The sequence below is a fragment of the Fulvivirga sp. AWR4_260 genome (genome assembly GCF_056158185.1).
The window spans coordinates 1,351,514-1,371,944 of the sequence record NZ_JBSWSU010000015.1; the positions used below are offsets into that span (position 1 = coordinate 1,351,514).

Below are 20,431 nucleotides of genomic sequence, written 5' to 3' on the forward strand. Positions count from 1 at the left end.
TGTAAAATTAAATAAGTATTCGTTTTATTTGCAGTAAACTTAGCCATTATTCATGCCTACGATTCTATTCTACCTTCCATTTTTACTTATTTACGCGGTTTTTGCTATTTATGCAGAGAGGAAGGTTTCTGCCTTTATACAAGATAGGTATGGGCCAATGGAGGTAGGATATTACGGATTACTACAAACCGTAGCTGATTTATTAAAGCTCTTACAAAAGGAAGACATAATTCCTACCAAAGCAGATAAGAAGCTTTTTATTATAGCACCAGTACTTATTTTCGTTTCAGTATTTTCAGGGTTTGCAGTATTGCCTGTAACCTCCGGGTGGGAGGGCGCACCCATACAAACTGGCGTATTTTTCCTTTTAGCCATAATATCTTTAGATGTAATAGGCCTGTTAATGGCGGGTTGGGGCTCTAATAACAAATATTCATTATTGGGGGCCATGAGAGCTGCCTCTCAAATGATATCTTACGAGGTGCCCTTAACGATAAGCGTGCTTTCAGTAGTGGCCATATCTCAATCTTTGGATTTACAAGAGATTTCATTACAACAAGGTACGTTCATAGTAGATCAGGAGAATTATTTATTTGGAATAAAAGCATTGGGCATTAATGTAACAGAGGTAGGAGGTTTCCTTACTTGGAATGTATTTAGAATGCCCTTATTATTTATAGGTTGGCTTATTTTCTTTATTACCACATTAGCAGAAAGCAACAGAGCACCCTTTGATTTGCCCGAGGCAGAATCAGAATTGGTGGCTGGTTTTCAAACAGAATACTCTGGTTTTCGCTGGGCAGTGATTATGATGGCAGAATATGCTATGATGCTATTGGTGAGCTTTTTAGGTGTTATTCTGTTTTTAGGAAGCTGGAATACTGCGCTCCCAAACATTGGCGTGGTAGCACTTGCTGACTGGACTAGCGGAGAGCCGGGGACGGTAGCAGGACACTTGTGGGGTGCTTTTTGGATTATAAGTAAAGCCGTAATAGTTGTATTGATACAAATATGGGTAAGATGGACCTATCCTAGAGTAAGGCTCGATCAGTTGATGTCATTAGGATGGAAATATTTAACCCCTATAGCTTTAGTGCTGCTTATGGTTTCTGCAATATGGAGGCTGCTAATGCTATAAAGCTGTTTTTTTGAAAAATAAACTATACATATTTTCCTTTCTAATTCTACTGCTTACTAGAGGGGTATCAGCACAAGCTACAATAGATTCTCTCTCTAAAATGCACTATGAGTCAAGTCCTGACTCTATTAAAATTAAAATATTATTTTCTTTAATCCAGTCATACGGGTACACTAAGGTTGATACTTGCTTACAATTAGCCAAAACTGCAAGAGAAATATCTATAGCTAATAACGATGCTTTTAATGAAGCTGTAGCGGTAGAGAATATGGCTCATTTTTATAACGTGCAAAGCAACTATCAGCAGGCATTAAAATATGATCTTGAATCTTTAGAGCTTTACAAGAAGGCTAAATATGGTGATGGAGAGGTGATAGCCCTAAATAACATTGGAGAAGATTACTTTGACCTAGACCTTTTTAACGATGCTTATGACTATTATCAAAAAAGCTTAAGAAAAGCACAAGAGGTAAAGTATGACTTGTACGTAGCCATAGGTACTTATAATATTGGTAGGGTATTACGCTCTATGGGACAAACGCATAAAGCGTTAGAATATATAGTACAATCCAAAAAGTTAAGTGAAGCCATTGGCGATACAGAAGGACAAGCTTATGCGCTTAATGATATTGCTGAAATATATATTAGCGAAAGCCGTTATAAAGAAGCGCTAGATCGAATAGAACAAGCCTTATCAATCAGCAAAGAATTGGATATAGATATATTACAGCCAGAATTACTTCAAAAAAAGGCTAAAGTCTATATGAAATTAAACGATTACAACAGTGCCTTGCGCAACCTGGATAAGTCGTTTAAGTTTTTTCAAATGTTTGCGAGCCAAAGTGGTATAGCAGAGACCTACCTGTGGAAAGGCGTGGTGATGATGAAAATGCAGAACTACGATTCTGCCAACACTTATATGGTTCATAGCCTGTCTATTGCTCAGGAAATGAACAATAAAGAGCTAATTATTGAGTGTTTTAAAGAGCTTTCTAGGTTGTATGAAAAAAGGCAAATGTTTGAACATGCACTTTCTTTTTATAAACAGTATAAGGCTCAGGAAGACAGCTTGTTTGGCGAAAAAAAGAAAGAACAGTTTGCTCAAATTCAAATTAAATATGAGACTGTAAACAAAGATATGGAGATAGCCTTGCTCAATCAGCAAGAGCAAGAGCGTGCTATTGAGCTTAAAAAGGAAGAATTCTTTCGTAATATATTAGCCGTGATACTTGCCTTTACGGCCTTGCTATTGATTACAGCATACAGAAGTGGAAGGAGAAGAAAGCGTATCAATAGGTTGTTGGTGCTTCATCAAAAAGAAATGGAGCAGCAAAGTAAAAAGATGGAGAGTTTACTTGAGTTGAAAGATAAATTCTTTTCTATACTTTCTCATGACTTACGATCACCCATTCATGCGCTTATGGGCATATTTAATATACTCGATAAGGGAAATCTTACGCAAGAGGAGCTCCGTAGCCTTACTAATTCGCTAAGAATAAGGCTGGACAAAACTAAAGCCCTGCTAGATAATTTATTAGACTGGGCACTAGTACAAATGGATAATATTAGCTTGCAGGAAAAGAAAATTAAGCTGCAAAAAGTGGTGGAAAAGAATCTTGACTTGTACCGTGATGCCACTGACAAGCATATTGATTTTATTAACAAGGTTTCAGATTATTTCTTTGTAACGGCCGATGCTAATATGCTTGATTTGATACTACGAAACCTTATTAGCAATGCAGTAAAGTTTACAGATAATGGAGGCCAAGTGGTGGTAGACTGCGAAGAGGCTAATAACGATGAGTTAATAGTAAAAGTAGTTGATAGCGGTATCGGAATGAGTGATGAACAAAGAAATTTACTTTTTAATACGGATGAATTGCACAGTACCGCAGGTACAGCCAATGAACAAGGCACAGGCCTGGGGTTAAAGTTATGTAAAGAATTTGTAGAGAGGATGGGGGGACAGATATGGGTAGAGAGTATGGATGGAATAGGAACTACGTTTCTATTCACGATAAAAAAAGCACCTTTATTCTAAACATTTTCTAATAAAAGTTGGAATTTCATCCGTTACGGGGCAATATTTGTAACGGTTTTATTCAATGGATGTTTAGCCATTGAATTTAACGCCATAGACACAGAAGAATAAATACTCACATGGTGGCTTATTTAAAAAATATTAATTCTACTATCGGAACTTTGTTTACAGGACTAAAGCTTACTTTCAGGCATTTGCTGAAGGCAAGGAAGTCTGCTAAGCCTATCCACGTGAGTGAACCAAGTTATTTTGATCAGGCGGAAGGTATTGTTACTGTTCAATACCCACACGAAAGTATTCCTATACCAGATAACGGTCGTTATAGGTTGCACAATGAAATAGACGATTGTATAGTATGTGATAAGTGCGCCAAAGTTTGTCCTGTTGATTGTATTGAAATAGATCCTATAAAAGCAGTAGAGACTTACGGAAAAACCTCTGATGGTACTGCTAAAAGAATATATGCTGCTAAGTTTGATATAGATATGGCTAAGTGCTGTTTCTGTGGGCTTTGTACTACTGTGTGCCCTACAGAGTGCTTAACTATGACTAAGGTGCATGACTTTAGTGAGTATGATGTGGCGGACCACACCTACTCATTTGCTAATATGACACCTCTAGAAATACTTACTAAACGAAAAGAGCTGGAAGAGTATGAAGCAGAAAGAGCTGCCGCAAAAACCAAAACTGCGGCTACAGCAGGTAAAAGTAAGCCTGTAGCTGCTATGAAACCGAAGCCAGCAATAAAGAAACCTGTAGCTCCCAAAAGTGTAGATAATAATGACACGGAGGAGAAAGCTGCCAAACCAAAGCCTAAGTTTATTCCTAAAATGAAAGCTAAACCTGCCATAAAACCTAAAATGCCTAAAAAAGACCAGGGGGAGGATAATAATGATTGATATTATCTTTTATGCATTTGCTGGCCTGGCCGTAGTTTTTGCGCTCATCGTTCTATTTACTAAAAATATTTTATACGCAGCCTTTGCCTTAGTAGGCACGTTTTTATGTATTGCGGCTGTATATGTACTGGCTCAAGCCGAATTTTTGGCTATAGCTCAGTTAATGATCTATGTAGGTGGTATTTTAGTGCTACTAATATTTGGAGTAATGCTAACCAATAAAGTCAGAGAGGGAGTGTTGCTAACCTCTGCACATAATAAAGTAATTGGAGCTATAGTTTGTGTTTCTCTTTTCGCCATTTTGGTGTATGGTATACTTAGAATGAATTTAAGTGCCGTTGAAACTACAACCTATACAGAAAATAATGTAAACCAACTTGGAGAGGGCCTAATGAGCAGTTACCTTTTACCATTTGAAATAGCAGGAGTTATTTTATTGGTAGCCTTGGTAGGTGCAGCTACTATTTCAGGATATAAAAGTAAAGTAGATGAGCATTGAGAATTACTTCATACTAAGCGCACTGCTTTTTTCTATAGGGGTGGCCATTATGGTTACCAAGAAAAATGCCATTATGGTTTTAATGGGGATAGAGCTGGTTTTAAATGCAGCAAATATTAATTTTGTGGCTGCAAACCAATTATATGCAGCCCAGTTAGATGGGCAGTTCTTCGCACTTTTTGTCATTGTAATGGCTGCAGCGGAGGCATCTATAGGCTTAGCGATAGTGTTAAAAGTATATAAATACTTTACTACTACCGATTTGGATAAAATTAATCACCTAAAAGGATAAGGTTTGGACTACTCTCAAATGTTACAACCATTAGCTTGGACTACACCTACTTTATTAGCTTTAGTGGTATTGATTTTACCTTTTGCTACTTTTTTGATTAATACTATTGCAAGCAATTCATTAAAGAAGGTCACTTCTATAATTAGTACATTAACCATTTTTGTAGGTGCACTCATTTCTATCTATCTACTAATCAATGCATGGGGGGTAGCACCTTTTCATACTCGAGTAGAATGGTTTAAAATTGGTCATCTACCACCTATTACTGCAGGTATTTTGCTAGATAGCACAGCTGCAATAATGCTAGTAGTAGTTATGGTAATATCATGCCTAGTACACTTATACTCTATGAGTTATATGAAAGGTGATGAAGGTTTTAAGAAATATTATGCTTTTCTAGGCCTCTTTACTTTTTCTATGTTGGGTATTTTATTATCTGATAGCTTACTACTCATTTTTATATTTTGGGAATTGGTAGGACTATCATCTTACTTGTTAATAAGCCACTGGAATAAAAAAGATAGCGCTGTAAAGGCAGCAAAAAAGGCTTTTGTAGTGAATAGAGTAGGGGATGTTGGTTTTGTCATTGGGTTGGCTATTATGTGGATGCAATTTCAGACTTTTGATATAGAAGCATTAAAGCATCTTGTAGAATCGTCAGTGGTAGAGAATGGCAACTGGATATCATATTTAGGGCACCCGGTAAGTGTTAAATGGTTGTCTATTTCAGGCATATGCCTATTCTTAGGTGCCATGGGTAAGTCAGCTCAATTTCCTTTATTAGTATGGTTGCCCGATGCCATGGAAGGCCCAACTCCAGTTTCTGCATTAATACATGCTGCTACTATGGTAGCTGCAGGGGTATTTTTGATGACCCGAGTTTTTGTAATGCTGGATGTTACAGCCCTTACATTTATTGCCACTATAGGGGCAATAACTGCTTTTATGGGAGGGGTGGCAGCATTGGCACAGCATGATATTAAAAAAGTACTAGCTTATTCTACCATATCACAATTGGGATACATGCTTATGGGTATTGGGGTAGGAGCATATGATGCAGCACTTTTTCACTTGTTTACACATGCCTTCTTTAAAGCTTGTCTATTCCTTTCTGCAGGTGCAGTTATTCATGCTTTACACGATTACGAACATAAGTCTGGAGCACATTTTGATGCTCAGGATATGAGAAATATGGGTGGGTTAAGAAAGCATTTGCCTGTAACTTTTGTGGCTTATGTGGTTTCTACATTTGCATTAATAGGTATTCCATTCTTTTCTGGTTTCCTTTCTAAAGACGCATTGCTTTCTGGTGCTTATGCCTGGGCAGATGTTATGTCTGAAAATACCCTGTCATGGCACTATTTGATCCCCGATCTTGGGTTTATTACCGTTATTTTGACTGCACTCTATATGGTGAGGCAATTGTTGTTGGTGTTCTTCGGAGATTTTAGAGTGGCTTTAAGGAAGGGAATAGATACCTCTATAAAAGTGATGGAGGTACCTCACATCATGAAAATAGCCTTAGTAATATTGGGTGTAATGTCATTGGGAGTGATTTGGTCTATCAATCCATTTAGTCATAATGAAAGTTGGTTTTTCGAATCATTGAACATACCAGAAATTATTAGTCCTGGGTTTAATACAACTTGGCAGCATCATTTGGCTGAGCTAACAGAAGCTAACCATTTGCAAGTGAGTATAATATCATTAATAATGATTGTTATTGGAGCTGGTGTTGCTATTTACTTGTATCAACCAAAGGGAAGATACGTGGCTAACTATTATGAGCGACCAGAGGTAAGAAATGTGTGGCAGAAGCTCTCTTATAATAACTGGTATTTAGACCCTGTTTATAATAATTCTGTGGTGAAAGGTACAGAGTGGTTGGCCAGTATACTATTAAAATTTGAATCTCGAGTTATCGATAATATAATAGACAAGTTTGCCATTTTTAACGTAATTCTGGGGCATTTTATAGCCTGGATTGATCGGAATATTGTTGATGGTATTGTTAATTTTTCTGTTTTCTTTGCGGGGCGAATAGGCGTGATGACGAAGTCATTACAAGGAGGAAGGATTCAGAGTTATATTATAATTGCTTTTGCAGGTTTATTAATACTTATGTTTTGGATAATCTGGTAGTTCATGCTCAATAATTATTTACTTTCAATCTTAATATTTTTACCACTTACTGCTGCGGCAATAGTGGCTGTTCTGCCAGGTAAACTGCGTGATTCGTTTAAGTACGTATCATTAGGCGTGGTGTTAGTGCAGGCGTTTTTCTGTATTCCATTTTTCATTAATTATGACAATGCTGCTGCGGGGGTTAATAAAATAGAGCAATTTCAATTTGTTCAAAATATCCCATGGATCAACCTTAACCTTTCCAGTTTAGGTAAATTGTCTGCCCATTACTTTGTAGGGGTTGATGGACTAAGTGTTACCATGGTTTTACTTTCGGTATTTGTCTTATTGATAGGTACTGTTTCTTCATGGCATATACAAACCAAACAGAGAGGGTACTTTAGCCTTTTATTGTTGCTCAATGCTGCTATCATTGGTTGTTTTGTAGCCTTAGACTTTTTATTGTTTTATCTTTTCTTTGAGTTTATGCTATTGCCTATGTACTTCCTTATCGGCTTGTGGGGTGGTATTAGGCGCGAATACGCATCTATTAAGTTCTTTTTATATACGCTATTGGGGTCTGTATTTATTTTAATAGTAATGATAGCCCTTAACCTTAGTGTAATAGATCCGGTAGCTACGGCAGTTGAAAACAATATGGCAGAAAGCATTGAGGTGGTTACACCAGAGGTGGTCAACAAGGTGCAAGCCAAGCTAAAAGCTAACGAACTGGATGAAAGTACACTTGTACATACATTTAATATGGTGTACATGACAGACAGTAATAATTACATTCCTAACTCATTGTTAGATGCTCAAGCTGTAAAAACGATTTTTGGAAAACCAGCCAGGTTGGTAATGTTCTTACTGATTTTTATAGGCTTTGCTATTAAAATACCGGTAGTGCCCTTGCATACATGGTTGCCCGATGCTCACGTGGAGGCACCAACACCAATATCGGTTATTTTGGCCGGTATACTACTTAAAATAGGAGGGTATGGTCTTATTCGTACTGGCTACCTAATACTGCCAGACGGGGCAGTGCATTATGCTTGGTTAATAGGCTTTTTAGGAGCGTTATCCATTGTATATGGTGCCATGAATGCTTTAGGAAGTAAAGATTTGAAAAAATTGATAGCCTATTCTTCGGTATCGCATATGGGCTACGTTTTATTAGGCTTGGCTTCTCTCACTTCAGAGGGAGTTAGTGGAGCAGTATATCAGATGGTGAGCCATGGTGTAATCTCTCCTGCACTGTTTTTAATTGTAGGAGTATTATACGAGAGATCGCATGATCGATTAATTGGCAACTATTCCGGTTTGATGAATGTAATGCCTAAGTATACAATATTTACAGTTATTTTCTTTTTTGCATCATTAGGATTGCCAGGTTTTTCGGGTTTTATCTCAGAGGTGTTTGTGCTCTTAGGTTCTTTTAATTCTTCTGTAGTAAATGGACTTTTGCCACGTTGGATGACGGTAGTAGCTGCATCAGGCTTAGTGTTAAGTGCTGCCTATTATTTATGGACTATCCAAAGGATGTATTTTGGAGAGTATTACTGTAAAGTAGATTTGGAAACTGATACATTGTCAGACCTCAATGCAAGAGAATATGTTATGCTGATTCCATTAGTGGTATTGGCCATGGTTATGGGTATTTTCCCTAGCCTTTTATTAGATATTATTAATGAATCTGTTACTGTGTTTGTAGAAATGGTAAACACTAATGGATTAGAACTACTTCAGCAAAAATAAAGTGGGCAGTATTCACCAAAAGTTAATCAGTATAACCGAAAGCCTGGGTGGGCTACTACCAGAGATAATTATTGTATTAACATTATTGGTAGTGTTAACTCTTGGGCTTTTCAAAAAAGGCGAACAAGAGTGGCTATATCGTGCCGTGTCTGTAGCAGGTGTTTTTATCGTACTTTACTTAGAGTATCAGCAGTGGCATTCACTTGCTAAACAATCGCACATTAATCTTTTCGATATGCTCAGAAAAGATAGACTATCCGTTTTGTGGAGTGGTGTTATAGGTGTAGGAACAATCCTGTCTTTATTGATGGGATTTAAAGACGATAGCCTCAAAGCTAAGTCCAGTGAGTATTACGTATTGGTCTTATCTATGCTATTAGGAGCCAATATACTGGTAATGGCCAGTAACTTGTTGATGGTTTATCTGGGGCTCGAGATCCTTTCTCTTGGCGCATATGTACTCACTACTTTCGCATTTAACCAATCATCGGCTGAGTCGGGTATAAAATATTTACTGTTTGGTGCGGCTTCATCAGGTATAATGCTTTATGGCATGTCTTTGCTTTATACTATTACAGGAACTTTAGATTTTGAAGATGCACGTTTTGTGGAGCAGCTGATGCAGTCAGATAATATGGTAATTATAATTGCCGGAATATTAGTAATGGCCGGTCTGCTCTATAAGATATCGGCAGCACCTATGCATGTGTGGTCTCCAGATGTTTATACTTCTGCACCTACACCAGTAGTTGCTTTGTTTTCTGTAGTGCCCAAGTTGGCAGGTGTGGCTATTTTTATGAAGTGGGTAATGAATTTTAATCTCTTCGGTATGGCCCCGCTCAATTGGTCGGCTGTATTAGGACTTATAGCTGCAATTACTATTTTGGTGGGTAATTTTTCAGCTTTATGGCAGAAAAATGTTAAACGCATGCTGGCTTACTCTTCCATTGCGCACTCTGGGTTTATGCTACTTGGGATTGCCATCTTTTCTGAAGCAGCTTACGAAGCAGTGCTTTACTACGGCATGGTTTATCTTCTGATGAATATGGCCATTTTTATTATAGTTAATGATATCGAATATAGGTTAGGGTATACCTTATTTAAAGAATATAGTGGTTTAATTAAGATAGCTCCGGCTATTGTAGTGAGTGTAATAGTGTTAGCTATAGCACTTACCGGATTACCACCAACAGCAGGGTTCACTGCAAAACTATTTTTATTTACTGCATTATGGGAAAAGTATAATATCGCTGGTGAAAGCTGGATGTTGTACTTATTAATTTTTGGTTTACTCAATGCAGTAATATCATTATTTTTCTATCTGAAGCTGCCTTTCTATATGATTTTTAGAAGTAGTAGCGAAGAAGAAAAAAAGGATAAGTATAATTTTAATTTACAGAATTTTTTAGGCTTTATTTTGGTTTTAGCCGTATTGATAATATTCTTTAAGCCAGAGGCTTTGATGAGTATAATTAATAACGTTAGTTTTGCATTTTAACTACTGATAATGAGCGATATTATTAAACACGAATGTGGTATAGCACTAGTTAGGTTAAGAAAACCACTATCTTACTACATAGAAAAGTACGGGAGTCCTACATACGCTGTTAATAAGATGTACATTCTTATGGAAAAACAGCGAAATAGAGGCCAGGATGGAGTTGGAATTGCAAACATAAAGATCGATCAGAAACCGGGACTGCGTTATATTAGTAGGTATCGTTCTATCGACCAAGAACCTATCAAAAGCATATTTGAGAAGATAGGTAAAAAGTACCGCAAGGCGCAAAAAGAGGGGAAGGATAAGTATTACAGTGAGCAGTGGATGAAAGAAAACTGCGCATTTACCGGAGAGGTTTGGCTAGGCCACTTGCGTTATGGTACTCACGGTAAAAACAGTATTGAAAACTGTCACCCATTTTTAAGACAGAACAACTGGAGAAGTAGAAACCTGGTAGTAGCAGGTAACTTTAACATGACCAACCTTGATGAGCTTTTTAACATACTTATCAAACTTGGCCAGCACCCCAAAGAAAAAGTGGATACCGTAACGGTAATGGAGAAAATAGGCCACTTTTTGGATGAAGAGAATAATGATATTTTCAGAAAGTATAAAGAAGAATATACTAATCAGGAAATAACAGAAGTGATTGAGCGTGAGCTAGATCTTCAAAAGGTGCTTAGCAGAGCTTGTAAAGGCTTTGATGGAGGTTATGCTATGGCAGGCATGGTGGGGCATGGAGACGCTTTTGTGGCCAGAGACCCAGCAGGTATCAGACCTGCATATTACTATGCCGATGATGAGGTAATAGTAGTAGCTTCTGAAAAACCAGCGATCAAATCAGCATTTAATATTGACTATAGTCAGATAAAGGAGATCACTCCTGGTCATGCATTAATCATCAAAAAAAGTGGTGAGTATGCCGAGCATCAGTTCATAGAGCCTTTGGAGAAAACTTCGTGTAGTTTCGAAAGAATTTATTTCTCAAGGGGTACTGATCCTGACATCTATAATGAGAGAAAAAAATTAGGTCAACTTTTGGTGCCTCAAATTTTAGAGGCTATTGATCATGATTTAAAAAACACTGTCTTCTCTTACATTCCTAATACCGCAGAAACTGCATTTTTAGGGTTAATGGAAGGGATGGAAGATTACTTGAGTAACAAGAGGAAAGAGGTGGTGCTTAATGGTAAGCATATGGATGATTTGGCAGATTTCCTTTCGTTCAGGCCTAGAGTAGAAAAAATTGTACTTAAAGATGCTAAACTAAGGACCTTTATCGCAGATGATGACCATCGAGATGAAATGGTAGCTCAGGTGTACGATACTACATATGAGGTAATTAAAAAGAGAGTAGATACCTTAGTAATAGTAGATGACTCTATAGTAAGGGGAACTACGTTAGAGAAAAGTATCCTTACCATGCTTACACGCCTAGAGCCTAAGAAGGTCGTAATCGTATCTTCAGCGCCTCAAATTCGTTTCCCTGACTGTTATGGAATAGATATGTCTAAGATGAATGAATTCATCGCTTTTAGGGCTATGGTGCAGTTGTTGAAAGACAGAAATAAGGAGCATTTGATGGATGAGGTTTACGATAGATGTAAAACGGCTCTTGAAAATAAAGAGAACGTAAACTGCGTTAACCGATTATATGAGGAGTTCACTTACGATGAGATTTCTGAAAAAATAGCAGAAATAGTGAAACCACCAGAAATGAAAGCTCAGCTTGAAGTGATTTACCAAACGGTAGATAATTTGCATGTGGCATGCCCTAAACACTCGGGAGACTGGTATTTTACTGGTAATTTCCCTACTAAAGGGGGGATGAGGGTAGCTAACCAATCATTTGTAAACTTCATGGAAGGTAAACTTGTAAGAGCTTACTAAGAAGCCAAAACATAAAATAGTAAAGCCTCTGTATCTGATACAGAGGCTTTTTTGTTTACGCCTAACTTATTATAACTCAGCTGATACGCACGCATATTTAAAGTTGAAAATAATCATATAAATACCTGATGGAAACTTGCATTAATGCTATAACCTTTGTATCATGCTAAATCAATTTAGCGAAGTTGTTATCTTTCGGTTAACAAATGGCTTAGTTTTAGGCCTTTATGTTAGCGGGAGATGGCAATTCTTAAATTTTAACAAATGAATGATCATTTAATGAGTGAATGCACCTGAAAGTGAGGTGAAGTAGTGGAGGGTGTGCTGAGGCTTCTGCCATTAAATTATAGGTCTTATATGCTTAAATAATATTTAGTATGAACACCAGCGTAAAAAATCTTCCGGAAACTAGTCGTTTCGCGCGTGACAACTCAGGTGTGGCACAGCCATTTATGCACTCGAAGAGTGACGAAGAAATATGGTTGGCATTTAAAGCAGGTGATGAAGCTGCATTTATTTTTATTTATCAAACTTATTTTGATCCATTAGTTAATTATTGCTATCAGTTTACACAGGACCATGACCTTATAAAAGATTGTATTCAAGACCTATTTATATTTTTAAGAAAGAAACGCAAAACTATATCTGGTACCAATAATATTAAACTTTACCTATATAAATGTTGTAGAAATAGGATCATGGATTACATCAAAAAGAGTAATCGTAACCATAGGGTGCTGGGTGATGCTAAGTATTTTACTCCCATAATGTCTACCGAAGACAATATCATTAACCTTCAAACCAGAGAGCTAAAAGAACAGAAATTAAAAAATGCTATAGCTAAGCTTTCTTTGAAGGAACGCGAAATGATCTATTATTTCTATTTTGAAAATATGGATTACCAAACTATTACAGAACTAATGGGATATGAGCACATTAAGTCTGTAAGAAGCCTTTTATATAAAGCACTGAATAAGCTCAAGAATTATTTTCTTCTAATAATATTGTTTTTGCTGATCTCTGTTTAACCACTGATTTAAGAAGCACTTCCTTTTTATAAAACTTTTGAATTATAGTCATCTGATGCTTAATGGGTTATAAGTTTATTGCTAAATCGATTAATTTTTTGTGCGTGTTTTTCTTCTTTTTTTATAATTTTTGTTACCCGAGGATAACCTACTATACAATGAATAAGGAAGACAATGACCTGATTGACTTGCTTTTAAATGAAGATTTTAAGCGCTGGGTGATGATGCCTACCGCTGAAAGGGATCTTTACTGGAATACATGGTTGAGTGATAATCCGGCAAGACAACAACTGGTAATTCAGGCAAAGGAATTTATCAGGTCTGTTAACTACAGTAAATTGGAGTTTGAAAATAATGACAAGGAAATTGTATTAGCAAAGATCATTTCGGAAAAAAACTCGGTTTCATATCTCAAAGGAGCTAAGGGCTCTGCTCGGAGATATATTTATTTTAAGGTAGCAGCCGTGTTTCTGATTATGCTAACGGTTGCAGTACTTGTAAATGAGTTTTTAAAAGATACTGACGCAGATAAATATGTCTCTAATAATATCAGAAAGATAAAAAAGAGTACAGATGAAGGTCAGCGATTGACTTTTGCTTTACCCGATGGTTCCGTAGCTCATTTAAATAATGCTAGCCAGTTAACATATCCTTCTAGGTTCAATGAAAAACAAAGAGTAATTCATTTGCAAGGAGAGGCCTTTTTTGAAGTGAAATCTAATAGCGGGCGTCCATTTATAGTGGAGTCTAGAGGAGTTTATACCACAGCGGTGGGTACTGAATTTAATGTAAACGCATATGATGATGCCATATTGGTATCAGTTAAAGAAGGAAAGGTAGTTCTGACATCAGATTCAGTAAATACTTTGCCAGTGAGGGTAAATGAGGCGGCCGTACATAATGCTAACGGAAATTTACACCATGTGCCATTTGATGATGATAAGAGCTATGGGTGGGTTAATGGAGTGATGGTAATGAAGGACCAAAGCTTACAAGAAGTGAAGCGAATGTTGGAAAAGTGGTATGGTGTAGAAATTAGAATGATAGGTCATCATGATGACTGGAAACTTAATGGTCGATTTGAAAAGAAAAGCCTTGATGAGGTGCTCAAAAGCTTGAGCTTTACTTATGATTTTAAATATAAAATAGTGAATAACATAGTTACAATAAACCTTTAATTATATGATATAAAAACTGATTAAACCTAAACTGTTAGCCTCAATGGCTTTCGGTTAATGAATATCTAATCACACATCAACTTTAAAAATGGATTAGGTTCATTTATCAACTCATAACACTAACTAAAACCATGAAAAAGAATTTTAATGTTTTATCCCAAAGCTTTAAGCTTTTATGCTGTGGAGTTTTGGTTGGCCTTCTTTTACCCGAAGGTCTTAAAGCGGAGAATAAATCTGAACTCTCTGGCTTATACGCAATTCAACAAGATCAGGTTACTGTATCAGGTAAAATTACCGATATGACTACTGGTGAAGGGCTTCCTGGTGTAAACATTTTGATAAAGGGTACGGTCTTGGGTACAGTATCTGATGCTAATGGAGATTATACACTAAATGTCCCTTCTACCGAAAGTGTATTGATTTACAGCTACATTGGTTATGTGAGTGAAGAAATTCCGGTGGGGACACAAAGCACCATTGATGTAAGTCTTGTACAAGACATTACTTCGCTTCAAGAAGTAGTAGTAGTAGGTTATGGTACTATGAAAAAAAGTGAAGTGACATCATCAGTAGCTTCAGTAACTTCAGAAGATTTTAATAAAGTAGCAAGCCGCAGCCCGCTAGACCTTGTGCAAGGTAAAGTGGCCGGGTTAAATATTACCAGAGCGCGTGGTGGCAATCCTAACTCAAGTAGTTCCATTCAGCTGAGAGGGGTGACAAGTTTATCAGGAAACAACTCGCCTTTAATTGTAGTGGATGGAATTCCTGGTGGTAACTTAGATTTGATTCAACAGAATGATATTGAGTCAATCGATGTACTTAAAGATGGTTCTGCTGCTGCTATTTACGGAACACGTGGTAATGGTGGTGTGATTTTAATTACTACCAAGAAAGGTAAAGCCGGAGATACGAAGTTCAACTACAACGCATATGTAAGAAGAGATTTTGTAGATAATGCACCGGATGTTTTAAGTGCGAGTGAGTACAGAAATGCTCTTGATCAAGGTTATATTGTAGGCGATGACTTAGGAGGTAATGCTGACCTTTTTGATGAGATGATTAACAAGGATAATCTCAGTACTTATCATACGCTGTCTGCTGCAGGTGGAGGTGATAACTCTAATTACCGTGCTTCAGTATTTTATAAGAAATCTGAAGGTATTGCAGTGGAAAATGATAGAGAAGAATTTGGTGGTAGATTCAACTTCAATAGTAGAGGGTTAAATGACAAGTTAAGCATGCAAACCAATATTGCTATTAACTTGAATCAGCCGAACTTATTAGGCGGTTACGTAAATGAAAATGATCAAAGTTCAAGTGACTTTATCCAATCTGTATTATGGAACCCTACCTTGAATATTAAACAGTCTAATGGTCAGTTTAATGAATTGGAGTCAGGAGGATATAATCCTATTTCTCAATATGCACACCGTTTGTATGAAAGAGATCAGCAAACACTTTCAACAGATGTTAAATTCACTTTGGATATTGCTAAAGGACTAACAGCCTCTGCTTTTGGTGCATATCAAAGAAATAGCTATAACGACAGAGAGTATATTTCTAAAAATGACTTTGCATTAAGAGAAAGTACTTCTTATAAAGGTATGGGTTATGCCTCTAAGTATAATTACCTTAACTATAGCCGAGTATTTGAGTCCACTTTCAATTACAACAAGATAATTGATCAGCACTCATTTTCTGCATTGGCGGGCTACAGCTACCAGTACCAAACTACTGAAGAATACAGCTTGTCAAACACAGGTTTCACTACCGATGTATTTGAAGATTGGAATTTAGGAGCCGGTTTAGGAATAAACGACACCGGAAGTTTGCAAAACCCATCTATGGGTAGCCATAAAGAGGACAATACCCTTATTGCTTTCTTTGGTAGAGTGAATTACAATTTTGATGAAAAATACTTTGCTCAATTCATTTTGCGTAGAGAAGGTTCTTCTCGTTTCGGAGATAATAATAAGTGGGGTAATTTCCCAGCAGTTTCATTAGGATGGGCTATTCATAATGAAGGTTTTATGAGTGATCTTCCTGTAATTAATAAATTGAAGTTAAGGGCAGGTTACGGTGTTACCGGTAACCAAGGTATTCCGAATTATCAGTCTTTAGTTTTGTTGGGTACTGGAGGTGTTTATCTAATAGATGGAGAGTATTACCAGACTTATGGGCCTAACAGTAACCCTAACCCTGATTTGAAATGGGAGAAAAAGCAAGAGTTAAATTTAGGACTTGATTTCGCTGTTTTAGATAATAGAATTAGCGGATCGATAGATGTGTACCGTAGAAAAACAGTAGACTTATTGTATAACTATACGGCACAGCAGCCTCCATTTATTCAACCATCTGTGTATACTAACGTTGGAAGTATATTAAATAGAGGAGTAGAGGTAGTAATAGATGGTTTGGTTATGGAAAGTGGTGATTTTAACTGGAGAGCTACTTTAGCAGGCAACTACCAATATTCTAAGTTAGATGAGTTGTCTAATGAAAACTTCAAAGCGAGTTATTTAGAGGTGGCTAAATTGCCTAATCCTGGGAACTTGCCTAATGCCATCAGAATTGAAGATGGAGTGCAAATTGGTAGTTTTTATGGTAACCGCTATGCAGGTTTAACTGAAGATGGAAAGTGGTTATTCTACAATAAAGATGGAGATGTAGTAACTAAAGAAGAAGTTACCCAAGACGATAAGGCTTACATAGGTAATGGTGTACCTAAATACAATGCTTCTATTACCAATACCTTAACTTACAAGAATTTTGATTTTAGTTTTATGTTCAGAGGTAAGTTTGATTTTGATATTCTTAATGCTAAGGACATCTATTATGGAAACCCATATACAGCAAGAGGATTTAATGTGTTGAAAAGTGCCATTACCGACCATAGAGAATTGAACGATGATCCGGTGTATTCAGATTACTATCTTGAAAAAGGTGATTTTGTGAAGCTTGACAATATTACTTTAGGTTATACTGTACCAATGAAAAATAGTTATGTGTCTAACTTAAGGTTTTATGTAACAGGAACTAACCTTTTTACTTTCACAGGGTATAGCGGTATAGATCCCGAAATCCAAGACACCGGCTTAACAACAGGTATAGATGGTAAAGATTTCTATCCTAGAACTAAAGCATGGACAATAGGTGTAAATGTTGCATTTTAATTAGGAGGAATAACAATGAAATTAAATAAAATATATGTTGCAGTAGTGGCTCTTTTATTGGGTACTGCTTGCACTGATTTAGATGAAAATGTTTATAGCGAGGTTAGTAAAAAGGATTTTTATCAAAATTCTTTAGAAATCAAACAAGCGGCTTTTCGTCCTTTTACTCATATGCAGGCTTGGTTGGCTATTGGTGGAGAAAGAGGTTATTACTACCACAATGAACTAAGTGCAGACCAATTGGCATGGCCTCAAAAAGGGAGACACGGGTATGATAATGGTGATCATATCAGATTACATTATCACACATGGACTTCTCAGGAAAACAGGATTACCGAGTGTTGGAATTTGATGTGGACAGGTATTGGTTATATCAACTCTGCCATTCAGGATATTGAAGGACTTAAAAGAGAAGATTATGATCTTAGTGAAACAGAGTGGAATAATATCTTAAACGAACTAAAAGTTTTAAGAGCTTATCATTATCTGAAAGTGATGGATTTATTTGGTAACGTACCTATTGTTACTGAGGTACCGAAAGATCCATACCCCACAAGTCCTGAAACAAAATCAAGAAAAGAGGTTTTCGATTTTGTAAGAACAGAGTTAGAGACGTATGTGCCAAAATTGGCTAAATATGATGAAAGTATGATTGGTAGAGTTTCTCAAACTGCTGGTTATGCTATGCTTTCTGAGTTGTACCTTAATGCTGAAGTTTGGGCAGGAGAGAAGATGTATGACAAGTGTATTGAAGTTAGTAATAAAATTATAAACGGAGATGCGGGAGGCCTAGGAGGAGCACCTGTACTTGCTGATAGTTTATTAGAAACATTTAGTAACACTAACCACTACGCCTCTGAAAACTTATTCCAATTTGCCTATAGCAAGTCGGCAGGTTTCACATTCAACTGGGCAAGTTTACTAGCAGGGTTTTCATATTATAGTGAAATACTGGACGTAGATTATACTGGTAATAATGCCGTAGTAGTTATTCCAAGTGCCTTCGATGCTTTTGAAGATAATGATGCAAGAAAAGAGGCTTGGTTCTTATTTGGTCCTCAATATTATTATGGAGCTGATTCACTCGTAAAAGGTACTGAAGAGTATAAAGGAGAGCCTATTATATTTGTGAATACCATTAGGCGTGAAAGTGAGGGAGATCTTACCAGTGCAGGTGGTATGACGCAAGGAGAAGAAAATAGTGGCGCAAGGTTTAATAAATATAGATCAGGTAGACAGTCAGATGCGAATTATTGGGAAAACCACTATATCATTTATAGATTGACTGAAATTTACTTTAATAAGGCAGAGGCGATCATGCGCCAAAATAATGGTGTGGCTACTCAGGAGGCTGTTGATTTAATTAATGCCTCACGTCAGCGTGCATTTACTAAAGACGACTGGGTGGATGAACAATACACTACTGCTGAGTTAACCATGGATGAGCTATTAGCTGAACGTGGAAGGGAGTTTATCTTTGAAGGTAAGAGAAGAACTGACTTAATTAGGTTTGGTAAGTTTGTTACTACAAGCTGGTGGGATCATCAACCATCTAATGACCCTAATAAAAGGTTATTTCCGATACCTTATTCTGCAAAGGCAAATAATGATAACCTAGAGCAGAACGATGGTTATTAAAAAATAACTGATAGATACTAAAGAGGTACTTTGTAAAAGTGCCTCTTTTTTTTGATTATGAAATTTTGAATTTAATCAGAATTAAATCTCATGAATTAAAATATTTAAGAAATTAAAGGTGGTAAAATTAAATTTTTACAAATTTTAATTTTAACTGAGGTTGTTTGAGGCCTTGCTCACTTATTAGGGTGTAATCAGATGGTATATGTCCAGTAAGGAGATAGACATATTTTATTTTTTATTAAATGAGGACTTTAAAAAGTGGGTGCTGGAGCCTACTTATGAAAGAGATCTTTTTTGGTCTACATATGTCAAAAATCATCCCGATGAACTCAATGCTATTAATGCTGCCAAAGAATTTATACGAACTACTAATTATTATAAGTCTAGTATATCGCAGCATGAGAAAGATGCTGTACTTGCAAAAATAATAAAAGAAGATCCTTCCTTTATCCATAAATCTACTCAGAGGAAAAATTTCAATTTTAGGTTAAAAGCAGCTGCAACGGTTCTGTTAGTATGTATATTTTCAGTACTTACATATTTCATCTTACAGCATAAAACCACACCGCAGCTACAATATATTTCCAAAAAGACTACACAAGGACAAAGAGCCACCATCAAACTGTCTGATGGTAGTAGGGTAATACTCAATTGCAATAGTGAAATCATATTTGATGAGAATTACGGGGGTACCCATAGAAAAATTAAACTAGAAGGAGAGGCATTTTTTAACGTAGCAAAAAATGAAGCATTACCTTTCATTGTAACGGTGGATACCCTTCACATTCAAGCGTTAGGAACGGCTTTTAATGTAAATGCCTATCATAAAAAGAAATCTATCAAGGTGTCTTTGCAAGAAGGGCATCTTATGCTTCAAGACATATCTTCTGCAGCACCTCAATCTTACCTGAAAGAAGGTGAAGCTTTCAGCATTACTAAAGATAATTGGCAGAAATCAACCATAGATTATGGTGATATCAATTGGAAGGATGGCATTTTAACTTTTCAAAATGCGTCATTACCCCAAGTAAAAGAAACGCTAGAGCATTGGTATGGCGTGCAAGTAACTGTGGCGGGTAGTCCTGAAAATAACTGGCGAGTAAACGGGAAATTCAAAAATCAAGGATTACGCGAAGTGCTTGAAGGGCTGAGCTACACCTATGATGTACAATATAAAATTAAAGGAAAGCATGTGGAACTTAAATTTTAGCAAAATGAAAGAGATACCCTGAACATAAAATAACAGGGGCTTTTGGCGAAGCCCCTGAATAA

The 20,431-nt window shown here is 36.7% G+C and carries 14 protein-coding genes; all 14 read left to right on the plus strand.

The features are described from left to right. Window positions 1–52: 52 nt before the first annotated feature. The 14 genes from ACXACQ_RS12345 to ACXACQ_RS12410 all read left to right on the plus strand — a co-directional run bounded on the left by ACXACQ_RS12345 (window position 53) and on the right by ACXACQ_RS12410 (window position 20,369). Window positions 53–1,138, plus strand: a complete 1,086-nt coding sequence (locus ACXACQ_RS12345; protein ID WP_474976251.1) for a complex I subunit 1/NuoH family protein — start codon at window positions 53–55, stop codon at window positions 1,136–1,138. A 10-nt stretch (window positions 1,139–1,148) separates the two neighbouring features. Further along, the gene (locus tag ACXACQ_RS12350; RefSeq protein ID WP_474976252.1) at window positions 1,149–3,179 is read left to right on the plus strand and encodes a tetratricopeptide repeat protein; all 2,031 of its coding nucleotides are present in this window, start codon (window positions 1,149–1,151) and stop codon (window positions 3,177–3,179) included. Between the two features lie 119 nt (window positions 3,180–3,298). After that, window positions 3,299–4,078 carry a 4Fe-4S binding protein gene (locus ACXACQ_RS12355; RefSeq protein ID WP_474976253.1) on the plus strand — a complete coding sequence of 260 codons (780 nt, stop codon included), beginning with the start codon at window positions 3,299–3,301 and terminating at the stop codon, window positions 4,076–4,078. Further along, the gene (locus ACXACQ_RS12360) at window positions 4,071–4,577 is read left to right on the plus strand and encodes an NADH-quinone oxidoreductase subunit J family protein (RefSeq protein ID WP_474976254.1); all 507 of its coding nucleotides are present in this window, start codon (window positions 4,071–4,073) and stop codon (window positions 4,575–4,577) included. The genes ACXACQ_RS12355 and ACXACQ_RS12360 overlap by 8 nt, the downstream gene beginning before the upstream one ends. After that, the gene (nuoK, locus tag ACXACQ_RS12365) at window positions 4,567–4,869 is read left to right on the plus strand and encodes an NADH-quinone oxidoreductase subunit NuoK (RefSeq protein WP_474976255.1); all 303 of its coding nucleotides are present in this window, start codon (window positions 4,567–4,569) and stop codon (window positions 4,867–4,869) included. The genes ACXACQ_RS12360 and nuoK overlap by 11 nt, the downstream gene beginning before the upstream one ends. Window positions 4,870–4,887: 18 nt before the next feature. After that, window positions 4,888–7,011 carry an NADH-quinone oxidoreductase subunit L gene (gene nuoL, locus ACXACQ_RS12370; protein ID WP_474976256.1) on the plus strand — a complete coding sequence of 708 codons (2,124 nt, stop codon included), beginning with the start codon at window positions 4,888–4,890 and terminating at the stop codon, window positions 7,009–7,011. Between the two features lie 3 nt (window positions 7,012–7,014). Further along, a complete protein-coding gene (locus ACXACQ_RS12375; protein ID WP_474976257.1) occupies window positions 7,015–8,748 on the plus strand; it encodes a complex I subunit 4 family protein in 1,734 nt (577 codons plus the stop codon). A 1-nt stretch (window position 8,749) separates the two neighbouring features. Beyond that, window positions 8,750–10,246, plus strand: coding sequence for an NADH-quinone oxidoreductase subunit N (locus ACXACQ_RS12380; RefSeq protein ID WP_474976258.1), 1,497 nt, complete (start codon window positions 8,750–8,752; stop codon window positions 10,244–10,246). 9 nt (window positions 10,247–10,255) lie between these two features. Beyond that, on the plus strand, window positions 10,256–12,139 hold the full coding sequence (locus tag ACXACQ_RS12385; protein ID WP_474976259.1) for an amidophosphoribosyltransferase: 1,884 nt from the start codon (window positions 10,256–10,258) through the stop codon (window positions 12,137–12,139). Between the two features lie 377 nt (window positions 12,140–12,516). Continuing rightward, complete coding sequence (locus ACXACQ_RS12390) at window positions 12,517–13,167, plus strand: RNA polymerase sigma factor (protein WP_474976260.1); 651 nt, start codon at window positions 12,517–12,519, stop codon at window positions 13,165–13,167. A gap of 158 nt (window positions 13,168–13,325) precedes the next feature. Next, window positions 13,326–14,345 (plus strand): FecR family protein, encoded by a 1,020-nt coding sequence (locus ACXACQ_RS12395; RefSeq protein WP_474976261.1) that lies wholly within the window; start codon window positions 13,326–13,328, stop codon window positions 14,343–14,345. 131 nt (window positions 14,346–14,476) lie between these two features. Beyond that, the gene (locus ACXACQ_RS12400) at window positions 14,477–17,518 is read left to right on the plus strand and encodes a SusC/RagA family TonB-linked outer membrane protein (RefSeq protein ID WP_474976262.1); all 3,042 of its coding nucleotides are present in this window, start codon (window positions 14,477–14,479) and stop codon (window positions 17,516–17,518) included. A 15-nt stretch (window positions 17,519–17,533) separates the two neighbouring features. Next, window positions 17,534–19,156 carry a RagB/SusD family nutrient uptake outer membrane protein gene (locus tag ACXACQ_RS12405; RefSeq protein ID WP_474976263.1) on the plus strand — a complete coding sequence of 541 codons (1,623 nt, stop codon included), beginning with the start codon at window positions 17,534–17,536 and terminating at the stop codon, window positions 19,154–19,156. Between the two features lie 205 nt (window positions 19,157–19,361). Next, a complete protein-coding gene (locus ACXACQ_RS12410) occupies window positions 19,362–20,369 on the plus strand; it encodes a FecR family protein (RefSeq protein WP_474976264.1) in 1,008 nt (335 codons plus the stop codon). Window positions 20,370–20,431: the final 62 nt, after the last annotated feature.

Excerpts from the sequence above, each read along its gene's own strand:
- ACXACQ_RS12395 (WP_474976261.1), top strand. The coding sequence starts at position 13,326 with ATGAATAAGGAAGACAATGACCTGATTGACTTGCTTTTAAATGAAGAT.
- nuoK (WP_474976255.1), top strand. The coding sequence starts at position 4,567 with ATGAGCATTGAGAATTACTTCATACTAAGCGCACTGCTTTTTTCTATA.
- ACXACQ_RS12355 (WP_474976253.1), top strand. The coding sequence starts at position 3,299 with ATGGTGGCTTATTTAAAAAATATTAATTCTACTATCGGAACTTTGTTT.
- ACXACQ_RS12400 (WP_474976262.1), top strand. The coding sequence starts at position 14,477 with ATGAAAAAGAATTTTAATGTTTTATCCCAAAGCTTTAAGCTTTTATGC.
- ACXACQ_RS12410 (WP_474976264.1), top strand. The coding sequence starts at position 19,362 with ATGTCCAGTAAGGAGATAGACATATTTTATTTTTTATTAAATGAGGAC.
- ACXACQ_RS12390 (WP_474976260.1), top strand. The coding sequence starts at position 12,517 with ATGAACACCAGCGTAAAAAATCTTCCGGAAACTAGTCGTTTCGCGCGT.
- ACXACQ_RS12385 (WP_474976259.1), top strand. The coding sequence starts at position 10,256 with ATGAGCGATATTATTAAACACGAATGTGGTATAGCACTAGTTAGGTTA.
- ACXACQ_RS12405 (WP_474976263.1), top strand. The coding sequence starts at position 17,534 with ATGAAATTAAATAAAATATATGTTGCAGTAGTGGCTCTTTTATTGGGT.
- nuoL (WP_474976256.1), top strand. The coding sequence starts at position 4,888 with ATGTTACAACCATTAGCTTGGACTACACCTACTTTATTAGCTTTAGTG.
- ACXACQ_RS12345 (WP_474976251.1), top strand. The coding sequence starts at position 53 with ATGCCTACGATTCTATTCTACCTTCCATTTTTACTTATTTACGCGGTT.
- ACXACQ_RS12375 (WP_474976257.1), top strand. The coding sequence starts at position 7,015 with ATGCTCAATAATTATTTACTTTCAATCTTAATATTTTTACCACTTACT.
- ACXACQ_RS12360 (WP_474976254.1), top strand. The coding sequence starts at position 4,071 with ATGATTGATATTATCTTTTATGCATTTGCTGGCCTGGCCGTAGTTTTT.